This window comes from Methanimicrococcus blatticola (assembly GCF_004363215.1).
Classification (GTDB): domain Archaea; phylum Halobacteriota; class Methanosarcinia; order Methanosarcinales; family Methanosarcinaceae; genus Methanimicrococcus; species Methanimicrococcus blatticola.
The window spans coordinates 153,448-169,962 of record NZ_SNYS01000008.1 but is presented as its reverse complement, the minus strand read 5'-3'; the positions used below and the strand labels follow the sequence as shown (position 1 = coordinate 169,962).

The window sequence follows — 16,515 nt, the reverse complement described above, 5'->3', positions numbered from 1 at the left end:
AATTGAAATAAACTTCAAGTACGACCGCAATTTTCGATTTTGTGAGCGAGAGCGAGCAAAATTGAAAAATGCGGCTTATTCCTCGCCGTTGATGAAATCATTCCGGCTGAATATGCAACTGCAACTTATACACTCCCCTGCTTTGTTTTTTATCAATCGCGCGGGGCGAATCTCCAACGCCTTCTTTCACTCGCTTCGCTCGTGAAACGCGTCGTTGGAGGCGGTTACGTTGTTTTAAATCATTTTACAAAAACGCTACAAAAACGCGGCTTCATCTTAATTAAACTGAAAAAACCACCCATTTCGCGCGCGACCGCCGCTTAAAAGAAGGAAAAAGAAAAAGAGAAAGAGAAAAAGAAGAAAAAAAAGAAAAGATTATTTCGGAATCGGCGGCAAATAATCTCTTTTAAAATTATACCCTTTGAAATCGTTCTGTCTTTTCAACATGCCGTCGGCGTGAAGTTTGCCGATTAATTCCATGACGGAATAGGCGGCGCGCGTGACACCCATACTTCTTTTGTCGGTGTCTGTTCCGGCGATGTAAAGATTTTCAATCGGCGAGCGGATGTCGGCGAATTCACCGCGAACGGTAATTGCGGCTTTTTCGGGAACCGTAATTTGATCATGACGCATTGCGACATGTTTTTCAATATCGGGGAGGAGTTCAAAAAGCTGGTTATAAGCGTCATCGACTTTCGCTTTGACATCTTTTTGCTGCGGAATGAATGCGAACCCGACAGACTGACATCCTTCCGGCGCCAAATTCGGATCATAATTGCTGATCGGCCCGCCCCAGTAAGGCATTTCTTTAAACCAGACTTCCGACCCGACATAATCAAATTCGGGGCGCATTTCGTCGAGTCCGAGCCAAACACTTAAACTGACCGTGTGGTCGATTCCTTTCAATTGATTCACATATTCGGCCGGCAACTCCATCATTTGCGGCAAGGCACTTGCAAATCCGGTATGAATAATCAAATCGGCGTAATATTCAGCATCTGCTGTTTCAACCCCGATGGCTTTGTCTTTGCCCGATTCGGAATCAAATTCCGCCAATATTTTTTGAACGCGCGTTTCCGTTTGAATTTCAGTGAGCGCGGGCATGGAACGAAGTGTACAATCCGTCACCGCCTGAACCCCTCCAATCGGATAGCCCTGCGTTGAAAAACCGCCTTTGTGCGTCAGTGTTTTCTTAAACGCGGCAAGAACGGAGTCATTGTTATCAGCCGGCTGAGAAGTTTTTGATTTCTTCTTTCCTTTGCCTTTCTTTTCATCCTTTCCTTTCTTTCCGTCTTTCTCTTTCGTTTCGTCCTTTTCTTTCTTTTCGTCTTTTTTGTCTTCTTTTTTCTCTTCTTTTTTGCCAGCCTTTCCTTTCACAATCGCTTTGTATTCTTCAGGTGTCAGCTTGTTTTTCTCTTTCGCGACACCCGCGCCGGCCGCCATTCTCTGAACAGACGTTTCTTTCATGCCGCGCCCGGACATAAACATAGAAAAAGTATTGGCAAAGCCCAATGTTTCGGGACCGAGTCCTTCGGGCAGACAATCGTAGACGGAGCGGTCGGAATAATCTTCGCCGCGGCTGACTTTAAGCATTACCGCGCCGATGGTTTTAGCCAGTTTCATGCGGTCTTTGACCGGCAGATAATCAAACATTAAAAAATCACGGACATTGGTCGGGCAGCCCACCAAAGATGCATCCGGCGTGCGGATGTAATAATTGCCGTACGGCTGAAACTGCGGCACGACATCGTAATATTGATCCATGAGAAGCGGCAGCGGACCACCGCGAAGCGCCGTGATGGCGTGCGGACCGGTGTCCACCGTAAAGCCGTCGACCTGATAGCTGCGGCAGTTTCCGCCGACAACTTCGTCTTTTTCAAGAACAAGAACACGGTTTCCGTGTTTTGAAAGCACAAGCGCCGACATCAAACCGCTGATACCGCCGCCGACAACAATCGCGTCATACTTTTCGTTTTGCATAATAATAACACCTGAATTATAATTGATAACGAATTTGTAAAATCGTCAAAGAATAAAAAGGTATGCGACGCCGTTTGCAAACGGCATTCGTTTTTGAAAAATCAAAAAGAAAAGAAGAGATAATTGAAAAAAATTATTCAAAAATCTCAGGAACAAGTTTTTTGGCGACGGTTTCATACGCCTTTGTCAAATCGCCTTTATCGAATCTGAAAATATCTTTGTCAAAAGATTCTTTGGTGACTTTGTCCCAAATGCGGCAAGTGTCGCACGAAATTTCATCGGCGAGAACAATTTGTCCGTTGACTCTTCCAAATTCAAGTTTGAAATCGGGCAAAAGATAACCGTTCTTGTCGAAATACGGGACGAGAATACTGTTGATTTTAAGCGCGGTTTCTTTGAGAGAAGCCATTTCTTCATAAGTGGCAACGCCGAGCGCATACGCGATGTCTTCATTGATCATCGGATCCTGATATTCATCGCTCTTGAAGTCAAAAACAACAATCGGTTTTTCAAAGACTTTTCCGGCAGGCATCGGATATTTTTTCGTAATGGAGCCGGCCGCGATGTTTCGAACAATCACTTCCAGCTTAACGATATCTACGATGTCGACAATCATGTCAACGTCAGACGCCATCCCTTGATAATGTGTTTTGATGCCGTTTTCTTCAAGCATCTCAAAGATTTTGCGGGAGATTTGGGCGTTGTAATACCCTTTTTTCGGTGCTTCGCTTTTTTTATCGCCGTTAAAAGCCGTTAAACTGTCACGGAATTCCGCAATATATTTTGCAGGATCGTTGGTTGTGTAAATCGTCTTGGCTTTGCCCGAATAAATCGGTTCAAGTTTTTGAATTTCAGACATGAGCATCACTTCTGTTGATTCATTTACAATAATAATTGAAAATGTCGTTTATTCACCGAAGCTATTTAAAAAGTTTGTCCGATGAAAACAAGAATAGAATCAAAAATAAAAGAAAATGATAGGAAGAGAGAAGAAAACCGTAAAAACGGCAGCAATTAGAAGTAAAAAATGTTCGAAAAGAAGAAGATGCAAAGTTATATTACGAATGAAGATGTTACTTCTAACTTCAAATTCAACTATTATTCTTAAAAATAAATACAAAAAACAAAGGAAAATTAAATCATGTCTTCCGAAACATTAGATGTCATTGAATTGCTTTTAACCGCCGAGATTTACAACAATCAAGAAGAGTTAATTGTCAATGACATTCCTTCAAAAATCCGCAAAACATTATGGGACGCAAAAACCAGAAATGTCGCCAAGCCGATCAAACCCAACAAAACAATGATTAAAACCATGTTCGGCATTGAAGATACCGAAAGCGCGCTCAAAATCAACGGGAAACCGTTTGCATACGCTATTGTTGATGCGTACACCGGAAACGCCCGCTTAACGGAAGGCAGCTTGGATGCCGCAGCCGAATGGTTTAAGAAACAAGAAGGCGCACGCGACAGAATATTGGAAAACCCCGTTTTGGCTTATTATTTCGGCAATGTCGCTGAAGAAAAAGATGCCGGCGTTGATTACAAAGCCGTCGCTTCCAAAAACCCGCCGAAAGAAGCTTCCCGTGAATGGATTGAATCCATCATTGAAGAGCTTTCGGAAGGAAAAGGAAACGGTCGTGAATGGCTGAAACTTGCTTATATCAAAGCACCGGAAGAAGTCCGCGAATCCATGGACGAGCTCATTTTAACGGAACGCCAAAAAAATGAACTTCAAAAAATTGAATTGGCAATTAAAAATAAAGAACACTTCAGAAACATCGGCCTTTACGACATCGGAAAAGTTTTGTTTGTCGGCCCGCCCGGCACCGGTAAAACATCTTTTGCCCGCGCACTTTCCAAGAAATTATCAATCCCGATTGTGGAAGTTCACCTTTCCATGATTACCGATCAATATCTCGGTGAAACATCGAAAAATATTGACCGCGTTTTTGCGCTCGCTAAGAAATTCGATCCGTGCATTATGTTTATTGATGAATTCGACTTCATCGCAACCTCGAGAACCGCAGAGGGCGAACATGCCGCAATCAAGCAAGCCGTCAACACCCTCTTAAAAGCGATTGACAACACGAGTCTTGTTGAAGACGGCGTTTTGCTCATTGCCGCCACCAACCACACCAGGAAATTGGACGAAGCCGTTTGGCGCCGTTTTGATGAAATCGTTGACTTTGAGCGCCCGACGCTTGAAATGAGAAAAGATATTCTCGACACGATTTTGAGAAGAATTGAAGGCGACATCGACACCGAATCCATTGCCAAAAAAACGGAAGAATACACAGGTTCCGACTTGAGAATGGTTGTTCGCGAAGCCGTTTTATCTGCGCTTTTGGAAAACCGTTACAATTTGGTTCAATCCGATTTGGAAAGCGCGGTCAAATCGTTTGACAGAAGATCCGGCTTGAAAATGACGGCGTTTATTGAAGAATAAACGCTTCAACTTTTTTTCTTTATTTTTAAACCTGAGCTTTTTCTTTTTGATTTGTTTTGAAAAGCGGTGCGGCTCGCGTGCGGCGACAGACTTGCAAAAGAATCAAATATCATTGAAGAGACATATGAAAACACATGTCAATGAAAATTACGCTGCTTGGAACGGGAGACGCGCCCGGAACCCCGGAAATCGGCTGCTCCTGCGCTGCGTGCACGGATGCGAAAACCGGAACGAAAAGCAACAGAACTCGTTTTTCTGTGCTGGTTCAGACCGAGCAGGGCAACGTCCTCATTGACACCAGCCCCGACATGCGTGTTCAGCTGCTCAGGGCAGACATCGGACACATTGACGGCGTGATTTGGACGCACGGCCATTACGATCACTATGGCGGCTTTCCCGAATTTTACCGCATTCAGCGCGAAGTTCATGTTTACGGTTTCAAAGATACCGTTGATTACATTTCAGAAATGGTTCACTTTCTTGACCCTGTCAAGCACTACGCTGAATTTTATGAACCATTTTCATTAATCGGACTTGAATTTTCATTGTTTGAAGTCAAACACTTCCCGGAAAAACATCCGGCAGGCGTCATGATTTCAGACGGGAAACACAAAGTCGTTATCAGCGGCGACACAGAAAGAGAAATCCCCGAAAAAAGTTTGGAATATATTCAAAATCCGGATTTATTTATCGTTGATGCGATTGTTCCGGCACATATGAACGTTGCAAAACATATGAATGCCAAAGAAGCCCTTGAAGTCGCGGAGATAATTCACGCGAAGCAGACTGTTTTAACCCATTTGGGTCATTTTTACGGACCTCACGATGAGGAAGCGAAGACACTCCCCCTCGGATATGACGGACTTTTTTTCAAATATGACTAATTGACTGAAAAGTTGGAAATCAATGATAACTTTTAAATAAAGTTTATCATTAAATTATTCTTGCATTTAAAAATTTTTTCGATTAATATATAAATCGGCTTCATAGGGAGTTGCCGGTTTTATTAATCATTAATAATGGGATTTAGTGCAAGGGTATGTGAGGATACATCATGAATATTGAAAATTTGATTCAAGAGATAAATCTGTTTCAAGATTTTGTCATCAAATCGGGTTTTAAAAGAGATTTGCAAGATTATATACAAGCCATTCAATTGCCTCAGAATAAAAATTTGACATTTATGAAAGATTTGTCAATGAAAATTCGAAAAACGCTTGAGGAAATTGAAGACAATGAAATTGACGATGATTTGGCGTTACTTCTCAAAGAAACAAAACCGTTTACCGATTTAAAAACAAAAATGAAACTCGAAGAGTTGGACAAAAATACGGAAATCGAAGCTGAGGCTTATTATCAAAATTTCCAACATCTTTTAAAAGATTTGTTGAACAAAATCGAAAAGAACGAGCAGGAAATTGCCGGAATCAACGGCGTGTTTTCAAAATATGTTGAAAATGAAGAGATTGAATCAGAAGAAGGCCAGGCATTGGTTTCACTGATTTTCAAAGACAATCAGACAACCAAACGCTTAGAGAAGTTTGCTGACTCTTTGTATCACTGGAACAGAGCGCTTCTGACATACAACTCATTACTGAGATCTGAATGTCCGGAAGACATTTCTTTAGTAGAAATCCAAAACGGCTCAGTTGATGTGATTTTTGAAACAGAGCCCGAGATTGCCGCGGATTTGGCAGAGTCGGTAAAAGTCGGATTGACGGCTTTTGGCGCATACTTGGCACGCAAATCAATGACAAAAGATATTATTGAATCGTACTTAGGAAACGAGAAACTGATTAGATTGGAAAAGCAGATTGATGAGCTGATGCTGGACAATGTTAAAGAATCAGTTGCCGGCAAAATCGAAGAACAATATACCACTGCAATTCGAAACGGCGGCGGAACCAGTGTTTTCGTGGACGAGAAAATCAATGAAATCAGTATGGTTTTGACCGAACACATCATCAGAGGCAACGAATTAAAATTATTAACACCCTTGGGAACGGATAGCGAATCCGGCATCACAATTTCTGAGGACCTCAGAAGAAAATCAGTTCTTGTTCAGAAACGTCTCAGACAATTAGACGCAAAAGACAGAAAATCCCTTGAGGAATACACAATAAAGGAAAGTTTTTCCAAAAAAACCCTTGAGTATGAAGCCAAACAAGACGAATCCAACCAGGATGACGGAAAAAAAGAAATGATTGAGCTTGGAAAAATCAAGGTATATGATAACGAAACCATTGAAGCTTACGCAGAGGAAGCGGCAGTCGGAAGTAATTTTGAATATGGAGAACCGGAAGATCCTGTCCCTTTTGAGATTAATGACGATGAAATGATCAGTTTGGGAGACGGAACGGAAACTTACGGGGCCGATGAACTTTACGGAGAAGACAAAGAGGTTTATGCCGCAAGTGTCTATGAAGAAGTCCCTGAAAGCAAAACGGATGAAAAAATGAGCACATCCAAAATCGAAGATCCCGAAGAAGAGATGACCATTGATTTCAGTGATGAAAGCAAAATCCATTTCGGAAAGAAAAAGATTACAGCCAGCGGAAACTTCATCGATTACGGAAATGACAGCACGTCAGATTCCGGATACCGAATCGGAATGAAGACCGATGAGTCTGAAAAAACCGGATCAAAAAAAAGAATTCTTGATTTCATTTACTAAAAAAAGAGAAGCGAAAGAATGAAATGATAATTGAAGGGTTTGTTAAATTCTGTTTGAAACGGAATTTATTTAAATAAAGAAAAATATTTGAGCAACCTTTACGATGAGTTTGCAAAAAGTATAAATCGAAACGAACCCTTCAATCGTAAACTTTCGATTTGATTTATTAGAAATTAAATGCGGCGAACGCTTTAACAATTTCAGTCTTTAAATCATCATTTCACAATCATTCACTTATTGAAGATTAAATTAAAACAAAAACGGTAAGCAAATTAAGAATTTAAATAAATTAACAAATAAACAGAGGATAATCATGGGAAATATTAGACACTCCAATATCAAAACCATTTCATTCAAACTTTTAAACAACTACGGTGACGTTTTTACAGAAGACTTTGACCAGAACAAGGCTCTTGTGACAAAATACACAACCATTGAGAGCAAAACCATCCGCAACAAAGTTGCCGGATACGTGACAAGAAAAGTCAGACGCGCACCCAAATACTGATTTGGGTTCACTTCTCTTTTTTACTTTATCTCATTTTATTTTTGAAATATTTTTAAAATTGTATGTTAATCAGCTGTTGCTGTATTCAGCCGACCTGTTTTCAGCTGACCCGTCTTCATCCGACCTGATTTCAACAAACCTGCTTTCGGCTGACAGGCTCAACTAACTTGTCTTCAATAAACCTGCTTTCGGCTGACCGGCCCAACTAACCTGTCTTCAACGAACCTGTCTTCAGTAGACCGATGAATACTTTCACCCCCCAAGCCAAAGTCCTTTTAATTGTTTAAATCTTTTAAAAATCAAATATTAGAAACTGAAATCAGAAACTGAAAAACAGGTTTTAAAAAAATGGCAGCGTCAAACAAAGAAATGATAAACGTCCTTGAGAGGAACTTCGGATACACCGCGTTTCGCCCGAATCAGGAAGAAGTGATTGAAGCGCTTCTTAATGACCGTGACGTTTTTGTTTTGATGCCGACCGGCGGCGGGAAATCTCTTTGTTATCAAATTCCCGCGCTGATGAAAGAAGGAACGGCTGTCGTTGTTTCACCGCTGATTTCATTGATGAAAGACCAAGTGGACAGCCTGGTTTCAAACGGCATCTCCGCCGCGTTTTTAAACAGCACATTATCAGAATCAGAAAGCGCGGATGTCAAGAGCCGTCTTTTGAGCGGGGATTTAAAAGTTCTTTATGTCGCGCCCGAGCGTCTGATGATGTCAAGCATGCTTTCGCTTTTGAAAAGAGCAAAAATCAGTCTTTTTGCGATTGATGAAGCGCACTGCGTTTCGGAGTGGGGTCACGATTTCCGCCCGGAATATCGAAAACTCTCGGAATTGCGCGAAAAATTCCCGAATGTCTGTATTGCCGCGCTCACGGCAACCGCAACCGAACGTGTTCGTCGGGATATTGTTCATGTTTTGAGACTCCAAGATCCTGTCATTAAAATTTCCAGCTTTAACCGCCCGAATTTGTCGTACCAGATTGTGGAAAAGAAAGATGTGATGGAGCAGCTGGAAGGATACATCAAAAAGAACCGCAATAAATCCGGCATTATTTATTGTCAAAGCCGTGACTCGGTGGAACGTTTGGCAACGCGCCTCAACAAACTCGGTTTCTCCGCGCTTCCTTACCATGCCGGATTGTCAGATGATAAACGTGCGCGTCACCAGGATAAATTTATTCGTGACGATGTTGACATTATTGTTGCAACAGTCGCCTTCGGCATGGGAATCGATAAGCCTGACGTTCGTTTTGTGATTCATTATGATTTGCCGAAAAATTTGGAGAGCTATTACCAAGAAACCGGCCGCGGCGGTCGAGACGGTTTGGAATGTGAATGTATTTTATTTTTCAGCCGCGGCGATTGGCACAAAATCCGTTTTTTGATTGAGAAGAAACCGAGCAAAAAGGAAAGAGACCTCGCGTTTCAGCAGCTTTCTCAAATCATCAGTTACTGCGAAAGCACAGACTGCCGCCGCAATGTTTTGCTGCGCTATTTCGGCGAAGATATCAAAGAGCCGTGCAACAATTGCGATTCCTGCTTCCACCCGAGAACGAAAGTGGACAATACCGCTGAAGCGCAATTGTTGCTGGAATGCGTAAACCAGACGGGGCAGCGCTTCGGCATGTCTCACGTCGTTGACGTTCTTTACGGGGCGCGGACGCAAAAAGTGAAAGACATGCGTCACGACAAACTAAGCATTCACGGCGCCGGCAAACACATTTCCAAGAACGAATGGAAACGAATCGGCAACGAGCTGATGCAATCCGGCTATCTCAGCGTCGGCGGCGACAAATATCCGATTGTCAAATTAAACCCGAACAGCCGAAAGATTATGTCGGGCGAATTAACGGTGGAACTGACCGAAGCACCAATCTCAAGAATTTCAAAAGGCCGAACCGTTCTTCCGGACAATGCGGCAGCAGATACAAGTCAATCTGCCGGTATTTATGTCGATGAAACAGAAGATATTTTCGAAGATGATTTTGAATCGGAAAATGAAATGATCGGCAGTGACGATTATGCCGAGAACTCGGGCGGCGCAATTGTTTACGGCGGTAAAAAGTCCGTCTTGGCAGACGGCATTGACGATTATGTCAAACCCGTCGTCACCGTTCAGAAAACATTTGAACCCGAAGAACCGCCCGTTCTGAAAAAAGAAAAACCGAAAACAAAAACGGCGGTTTCAAAGAATATTGTCAAAGGAAAATTCGATTCCGCTTTATTCAATCGGTTAAGAGATTTAAGAAAGCGGATTGCGACAGACAAAAACCTGCCGCCATACATCATTTTTGCTGACACAAGCCTGCGCCAAATGGCAACGGATTTCCCGACCGATGAAAATGCTTTTTTAAAAATCGCGGGCGTTGCCGAGTATAAACTTCAGAAATACGGCGGCCTGTTCATTAACGAGATCAGTGATTATATCGGAGAAGTGGAATCGCCGACACCGATTTCGATGAATTCTGCTAAAAAGAGCGAGGCCGTTTCGGCAGAAGTCGCGCCGGTTGAGAATGAATCAGACATCGCTTTTTCGGAAGACGATTTGAAAAAAACGCAAAGTTTGTTTTCACAAGGACTTTCCGTCAGCGAAATTTCAGAAATTCGCGGAATTCCGGTTCAAAAAATCGTCGAGCATTTGGAAAAACTGATTGCCGCCGATAAAATTGATAATTTGGATATTCTCATCGGCTCTCAAAAGAAGGAAGCAATCGCCGAAGCTATTGAAAAATTGCAAATTGAATTCACAGAGAAATTAATGAATTCGGTAGTGATTGAAAAAATGAATGTGAAATGTTCGGAAGAAGAAATTCGGTTAACGAAAGCATTGATGCTTGCTGAAATGAAAAGAAAGAGAAGATAAAATTGATATTATCTTCAAGAATTTATTGGTGAAACTTTGTAGTTACCGTCAGGTAATAGTTCAAATTTAATCCAACTTCGATTTTTAAAATTTGTCAATATTTGGGTATTAAAATCTGTGTTTGAACATTGAATAGGAGATATAAAGATTTCATTAAACTCATGAAGTTGCAATATATCAAATATTGAAGTAATTTGCTGTTGCTCTTTAAAATGATTTAATTCTGCAATAAAAAGATTATTTTTACTTTCAGTATTTAAAATAGGAGAAGAGAATATTTCAATAAGCATATCAAACGGTAATGCTAATTTATTTTGGATGACATAATTAATTTCTTGAACATAAATACTAACAATTTCATCTTTTAATTCCTTAGAAGAAGTGTCATATTTAGCATGAAGAGTATTCAAATCAGAAGAATTAAATTTAGATTTAAGGATACAAAGGATGGCATAGTCTGAATAATTTATATTTGATATTGTAATAGGTCCCGAGGACAAATCGACCAATTTTTTGATATCTGTTTTATTTTTAACTAATTTAAGAAGATCTAATAATTCAACCTGATTTAACAAATTTTTTGATTCAGTGCAGATTTTCACATAATTACTGATATCATTCATAATAAAAGCATTCTTAAATGAGGGGTATTTAGTTCGAATTTGTTGAAGATTAATGGCATTCATAACTATTTTGTGAGAGTTGATAAGGAACTCGACTTTGTCATTTGAAATAGATTTTGATAAAACGCTAGGCATATCGGAAATACTGAGACCTATAGAATTTAAAATCATGAGATATTTATCATAAAGAAGAGAGTCACAAATAACAGTCTCATTAAAAAAGATTGTCAAATCATCATTTTTAGAATCCAAATTGTCAATAATTTGAGTTGTATTTCTATTAATAAAATTAATTAAATCTTCAGAATATCTAAATTTATTAAAATAGACAAAAATATTTTTTAGCGAAAATGAGATTTTATCATTCTGAATCAAGAAAATCCATACATCAGAATTAATCGAGATTAAATCTGATAATTGTGTTTTTAATTTCTCAGCATAATCTAACTTAATGTCAATTGAGATTCTACTATTAAGTATTTGTACTGCTTCATTTTGTCCATCTAAAAACACACTAGAATTTGAAAGGATTAAATTCATAAAAATGTTCATATTTTTGGAAATGTATGTATTTAATGGTTGTTCGGGCTCAGAAAGAATAAGTGTATATAACGATTCAAAACTGGGAGAAAGATGTGAGTTATACTTATGTTCAATAATTAAAAAAATCATATGTGTATTAAGTACATACATACTTCGGGAATAAATTGAATCAAATAATTCTGAATTAAAAAGAGAAGCATCTACTTGATCAAATTTAATATTCAAATTAGTAAACACATTTAATAAATTATCTACATCCGGTACTTCTATTTCCAAGAAAAATGGATCTGAAATAACAAAATCATTGATACAGGCATTTTTATTCATATCAATTATTGTGTTTATTGATGAAATGGAAAACGAAATTAATAGATACTCTTTCATATTAAAATTTGATACATCTCCCGTATAATCAAATATGAGAGTAGTCCATTTTTCATTCAAAGCGTTAATAAAAATCGTAATATTTTCATGGTTATTAGTTTTCTTATGCTGAATAAAATCCCAAATAAAATCATATCTTCTTTCTTTTTCCAAATAGTGAATAAAATTGGTTAAATAAGCAGAATTGTTTTCTAGCAAATAACTTAATAAATTAAAATTTAAAATAGCTTCAACACCGAAATCAATATCATTAAGGCTTTGAACAATAGAATTTACATTTTTTAAACTGAAAGTGAAATCAAGCGGTTTATGGTCTAAAACGCTGCGCAAGAATATTTTATCTTCCCTGAATAAAACAAAATCGTCAAGATCTGGATTAGTAGGTTCAGAGAAATAACTAATATAATCATGATAAGTTTCGTCAATATAACCATTCCAAATTAAATAACGAATTAAGGGGAAATAAGGATCGTTTTCAATGGATTCATATCCAAAATTAAAATTTATTTGCCCATACCCTTCATTTACTAATTCACTTAAGTTTTTAGTTTTCATTTTTTCTTTATCAAGATTTAGCTTGGAATTTTCTTCCTTTAATTTATTAATGCCATTATTACTCTTTTTTTCCAATATAACCCTTCGAGAAATATATTCAGGATTAGATTTTATTTTTTCAAACTCAGAAGCGTACTGCTTTTGTAATGCTTCATCAGAATTAATTTTCTTCACAAATTCAAGGCGAGTACTATATTGTGAACTTTGTGAACTTGGAGGATTTATGTTGAGATATAAAGTATCAAGCTCAATAACATCATTCAAGAATTCATTCTCCATTTCTTGGATTAATTTTTGATTATCTTTAATATGGACATCTATGTTATCAAGAACAAAAGAAATCAAATCTTCTTTTTGATTTAAAACACTGAAAACATACCCTCTGTTTAATTGTAAATCACTGAAATCCTGTGAAAATAGATTTTTAAAAAACACAAGGGAAAATAACTTATTTATATCTTGATCAGAGGAACGAATTCGGGAATCATAAATTAGAAATTCATTTAAAACATTATTCAAAATTCGCATATCATCTACGTATAAAGAAATTTTTTGTAAAAAAGAAATATCAAAACTTTCAAGCAAATTATTATCACTTAATTTAGCGATTAAATAATTGTAGGAATTTGAATTATCGATTATTGGAACAATTGGGATAATGAAATCAAAAAACTTGGTCTTTTCTTTTGAGAGGAACATGCTATCCTGTAAAAGATAAAAAAAACGTACAACTCTATCGTCTTTCTTATTCAATAGCTGATTGATCTCCCTTAACTTTACAAAGATGAGGTTATTATGGAACCGGTCTAGATCTTCAAAAACGATGAAATCCGCATTTGATCGTTTAATAAGATAAAGAATTTCATCTAAATATTTATCAAAATACATATCATTTTCACTATCAAATAAGCTAATCTCATGCTCTTGTATTTTAATAGATTTTAATATAGCTTTTTCATTTTGTAGACGAAGAAAATAATAAACAATCAAGAACAAGTCAATTAAAAACAGAATAAGAATTAAACCAAAAACCCAATCCTTTATCAAAAAATTAAATATAAAAGAATCAGGATTGGAACTTAATTTAAAAAAGGATAACAAATATAAAGAGGACAAAATAAAAGAGACTAAAAGAAAAGAACATAAAACTAAATGTTTAAAAGAAAAATTATCATTTCGGATCTTAAAGCCAGAAAGATATACAGATTTTGAATCGATTTGATGCAGTAATTGATTTATTATTTTCCCTTCCAATTCATTTACTTCAATTGGAGAATGTTTGAATTCAGAATTTACATTATCAAACTCAGCCAAAGACACAGATAAAAAACGTTTATGCGTTTTTTTAAAAAATTTAGATTTAAGTTTTTCCATAAAAGAACGTGGCTCATTAATATCAGAATTTGACATCATTTTAGAATAAGTTTCAAAAACACTTGTTTTGCCAGAGCTATATGGTCCTGTTATTGCAATATTTTTCAAATCATCATTTGCAAAAACAAAATCTAATGCTTCGGAATAACCAGAAATATTGTCACATTCAATAGGTGTTAATTTTTGAAAAATGAATTTACGTTTAGACATTAAAATATCTAATTAAGTTCATAATATAAATATATTATAAAATCACAGAAATTATTTGAAAATTTAATTTTACCATGAGAATAATTTGATTAAATGATTCCGTTGTTAATTTGTTTCCCAATTTATTCAAAGAAAAGAATATAAGTAAGAGAGAAAATTTGAGATAAATAAAAGAAAATGGAACAGGTTGACGCGGCAAAGAGCCAAAATAAATCCGCCCGTAATCGACGGCAAAAACGGAAAGGTAAACATCATCATCTCTCTTTTTGAAATATTTTTTGCCGATGTGTTTGGTTTTGAATTATTTTGTTTTGAATCATTTGATTTTGAACTATTTCTTTTTTTGAAAAAGTGACTTTTCTTGAAAAAATAAAACACAAAGAAAGAAAATAAAAAAATGAGCGAGAGTAATAAAGCGTTGAACAAAACGGCAAACGGAACGGATGAAAATAAATCAAGCGGTTGAGATAAATTTGATATTTTGAAAGGAAAAGCAAAGGAAATTAAAAGAAAAGCTTTGCAATCCGCGCCGCCGAAAATATGAAGGGAAAAACAAAGGATTGAAAATAAAAAAAAGAAGCCGGTCGAAATTAAAATATCACCAAGATGTGAAAAGCCGAGAATGGGTATTTCGACGGCGACCGGCGGGAAAAGAATTAAAAAACTAACGAGCCACAAATGATTTGGAACCGATTTTGTTTGGAGATCAGAAACAGAAGCCGCGCATAAAAGAATTAAAAGAAAAACGGATTTCAGAATAAAAATGAACGATGGGATGTCAAAGAACGATAAGATGTCAATGAATGATAAAATGTCGATGAATGATAAAATATCGGCGCAGTTCATGGATTTATGAAAATGAGGCGGCAGATAAATTTTTTTAAATATTTTCAAAACGAATGAAAGGATTTTTATTTAAAACCTTAACGAAAATACATTTACAAAAACGTTCATATAATAGCTTTTTGATACGATTATAACTACAAAGCATAAATTAAAGAAGAATCAAATAAAAGGGAGTTTTGAGAATGGAAAATGTTCAGGAATTTATTACAACAGAAATTGAAAAGATGAAGGAGCAAATTGACGGAACGGCATTGATTGCTCTTTCTGGCGGCGTTGACAGTTCAGTTTGCGCCGAACTTGCTTACCGCGCGATTGGCGACAGACTCCTCCCGATTTTTATTGATACCGGTTTTATGAGAAAAGGAGAGCCTGAACAAGTTAAAGAAGCATTTTCCCATATGAATCTCAAAATCATTGATGCCAGCGACCGTTTCTTTGAAGCTGTCAAAGGAATCGAGGATCCTGAGCTTAAAAGAAAAGCTGTCGGCGAAACATTTATTCGCGTTTTTGAAGAAGAAGCCAAAAAAATCAATGCCGATTACTTGATTCAGGGAACGATTTATCCCGACGTCTTGGAATCCGAAAAAGGAATCAAAGCCCACCACAATGTCGGCGGCATGCCTGAAAAAATGGAATTCAAAGGCGTTATTGAACCGCTTTATTATTTGTACAAAGATGATGTCCGCGAAGTCGGACGTGCGCTCGGTCTTGCGGTTGCGCTTTCCGAGAGAATGCCTTTCCCGGGACCCGGACTTTCCGTTCGTGCCTGTGGCGTAGCGACCCGCGAAAAAGTTGCCGCTGCCCGTGCCGCCAACGCCATCGTTGAAGAAGAAGTCATGGAAACGCTCAAGCCCTGGCAAGCGCTTGCCGCCGTTATCGGCAAGGGAACAGGACAAAAGGATGAAAAACGCATTTACGGTTGGATTATTGCCGTCAGAATCGTGAATTCCGACAACGCCATCACAGCCGAGCCGCTTGAAGTTCCGTATGCTATTTTGAAAAAGATTCAGGAAAGAATTACAACTGAAATCCCCGACGCCTGCCGTGTTGTTTACGACGTGACACCCAAACCGCCGGGAACGATTGAATTTGAATAAGCCGAATAAATTCGGCCTTCATATTTAAAAAATTGAAAAATAAAAATGAACGGATTTATGCTAAACAAGATGAAATGACTTCATTTAGCATAAATCATTTTGAATAAAAATCATTTAAGCGATTTTTTCATTTTTGCGCTTTTTTTCTTCATGCTTTTTAATTTCGCATTTAATCTTTTGATAGCAGCATCCGTTTTTTTGATGTCTTTCTTAACGGATTTCGTTGATTTGGATTTATTTTTTGACATAAATTGACCTTCCTTTTTCATTTTTTTAATTAATTGAATTCAAAAAATAATTCATGACTCTCATTTTTTATAATCCAAGATTGCTTTGTAATTTATTATCACAAAAAATATTATAAAAAAAGAAGAGTAATAATCAATAGGACTTCGTGTCTATAAATA

Annotated in this window: 11 protein-coding genes; 6 read left to right on the top strand and 5 right to left on the bottom strand. The window is 37.5% G+C overall.

The genetic code is table 11. The features are described 5' to 3' along the window. Positions 1–375: 375 nt before the first annotated feature. Together C7391_RS05255 and purC are read right to left on the bottom strand one after the other, a co-directional pair. On the bottom strand, positions 376–1,980 hold the full coding sequence (locus C7391_RS05255) for a phytoene desaturase family protein (protein ID WP_133517500.1): 1,605 nt from the start codon (positions 1,978–1,980) through the stop codon (positions 376–378). Positions 1,981–2,113: 133 nt separating this feature from the next. Next, a complete protein-coding gene (gene purC, locus C7391_RS05250) occupies positions 2,114–2,839 on the bottom strand; it encodes a phosphoribosylaminoimidazolesuccinocarboxamide synthase (protein ID WP_133517499.1) in 726 nt (241 codons plus the stop codon). A 282-nt stretch (positions 2,840–3,121) separates the two neighbouring features. Here purC and C7391_RS05245 point away from each other — a divergent pair, with 282 nt between their 5' ends. From C7391_RS05245 to recQ, 5 genes are all read left to right on the top strand, one after another. After that, positions 3,122–4,429, top strand: coding sequence for an AAA family ATPase (locus tag C7391_RS05245; RefSeq protein ID WP_133517498.1), 1,308 nt, complete (start codon positions 3,122–3,124; stop codon positions 4,427–4,429). A gap of 140 nt (positions 4,430–4,569) precedes the next feature. Then, positions 4,570–5,313, top strand: coding sequence for an MBL fold metallo-hydrolase (locus tag C7391_RS05240; protein ID WP_133517570.1), 744 nt, complete (start codon positions 4,570–4,572; stop codon positions 5,311–5,313). 170 nt (positions 5,314–5,483) lie between these two features. Beyond that, entirely contained in the window at positions 5,484–7,103 is a 1,620-nt protein-coding gene (locus C7391_RS08315; protein WP_166627416.1) for a hypothetical protein, read from the top strand. A gap of 313 nt (positions 7,104–7,416) precedes the next feature. Continuing rightward, positions 7,417–7,611 carry a 30S ribosomal protein S17e gene (locus C7391_RS05230; RefSeq protein ID WP_133517497.1) on the top strand — a complete coding sequence of 65 codons (195 nt, stop codon included), beginning with the start codon at positions 7,417–7,419 and terminating at the stop codon, positions 7,609–7,611. Positions 7,612–7,959: 348 nt separating this feature from the next. Then, positions 7,960–10,476, top strand: a complete 2,517-nt coding sequence (recQ, locus tag C7391_RS05225) for a DNA helicase RecQ (RefSeq protein ID WP_133517496.1) — start codon at positions 7,960–7,962, stop codon at positions 10,474–10,476. A gap of 14 nt (positions 10,477–10,490) precedes the next feature. On the opposite strand, the gene C7391_RS05220 is transcribed toward recQ, so the two are convergent. Both C7391_RS05220 and C7391_RS08655 read right to left on the bottom strand, forming a co-directional pair. Next, a complete protein-coding gene (locus C7391_RS05220) occupies positions 10,491–14,165 on the bottom strand; it encodes a YobI family P-loop NTPase (RefSeq protein WP_133517495.1) in 3,675 nt (1,224 codons plus the stop codon). A 126-nt stretch (positions 14,166–14,291) separates the two neighbouring features. After that, a complete protein-coding gene (locus C7391_RS08655) occupies positions 14,292–15,011 on the bottom strand; it encodes an A24 family peptidase (RefSeq protein ID WP_223611010.1) in 720 nt (239 codons plus the stop codon). A gap of 182 nt (positions 15,012–15,193) precedes the next feature. Between C7391_RS08655 and guaA the strand changes: the two genes are divergently transcribed. Next, positions 15,194–16,108 (top strand): glutamine-hydrolyzing GMP synthase, encoded by a 915-nt coding sequence (gene guaA, locus C7391_RS05210; protein ID WP_133517493.1) that lies wholly within the window; start codon positions 15,194–15,196, stop codon positions 16,106–16,108. 110 nt (positions 16,109–16,218) lie between these two features. Here guaA and C7391_RS08310 read toward each other — a convergent pair whose 3' ends face one another. Continuing rightward, positions 16,219–16,356, bottom strand: coding sequence for a hypothetical protein (locus C7391_RS08310; protein WP_166627415.1), 138 nt, complete (start codon positions 16,354–16,356; stop codon positions 16,219–16,221). Positions 16,357–16,515 lie beyond the last annotated feature (159 nt).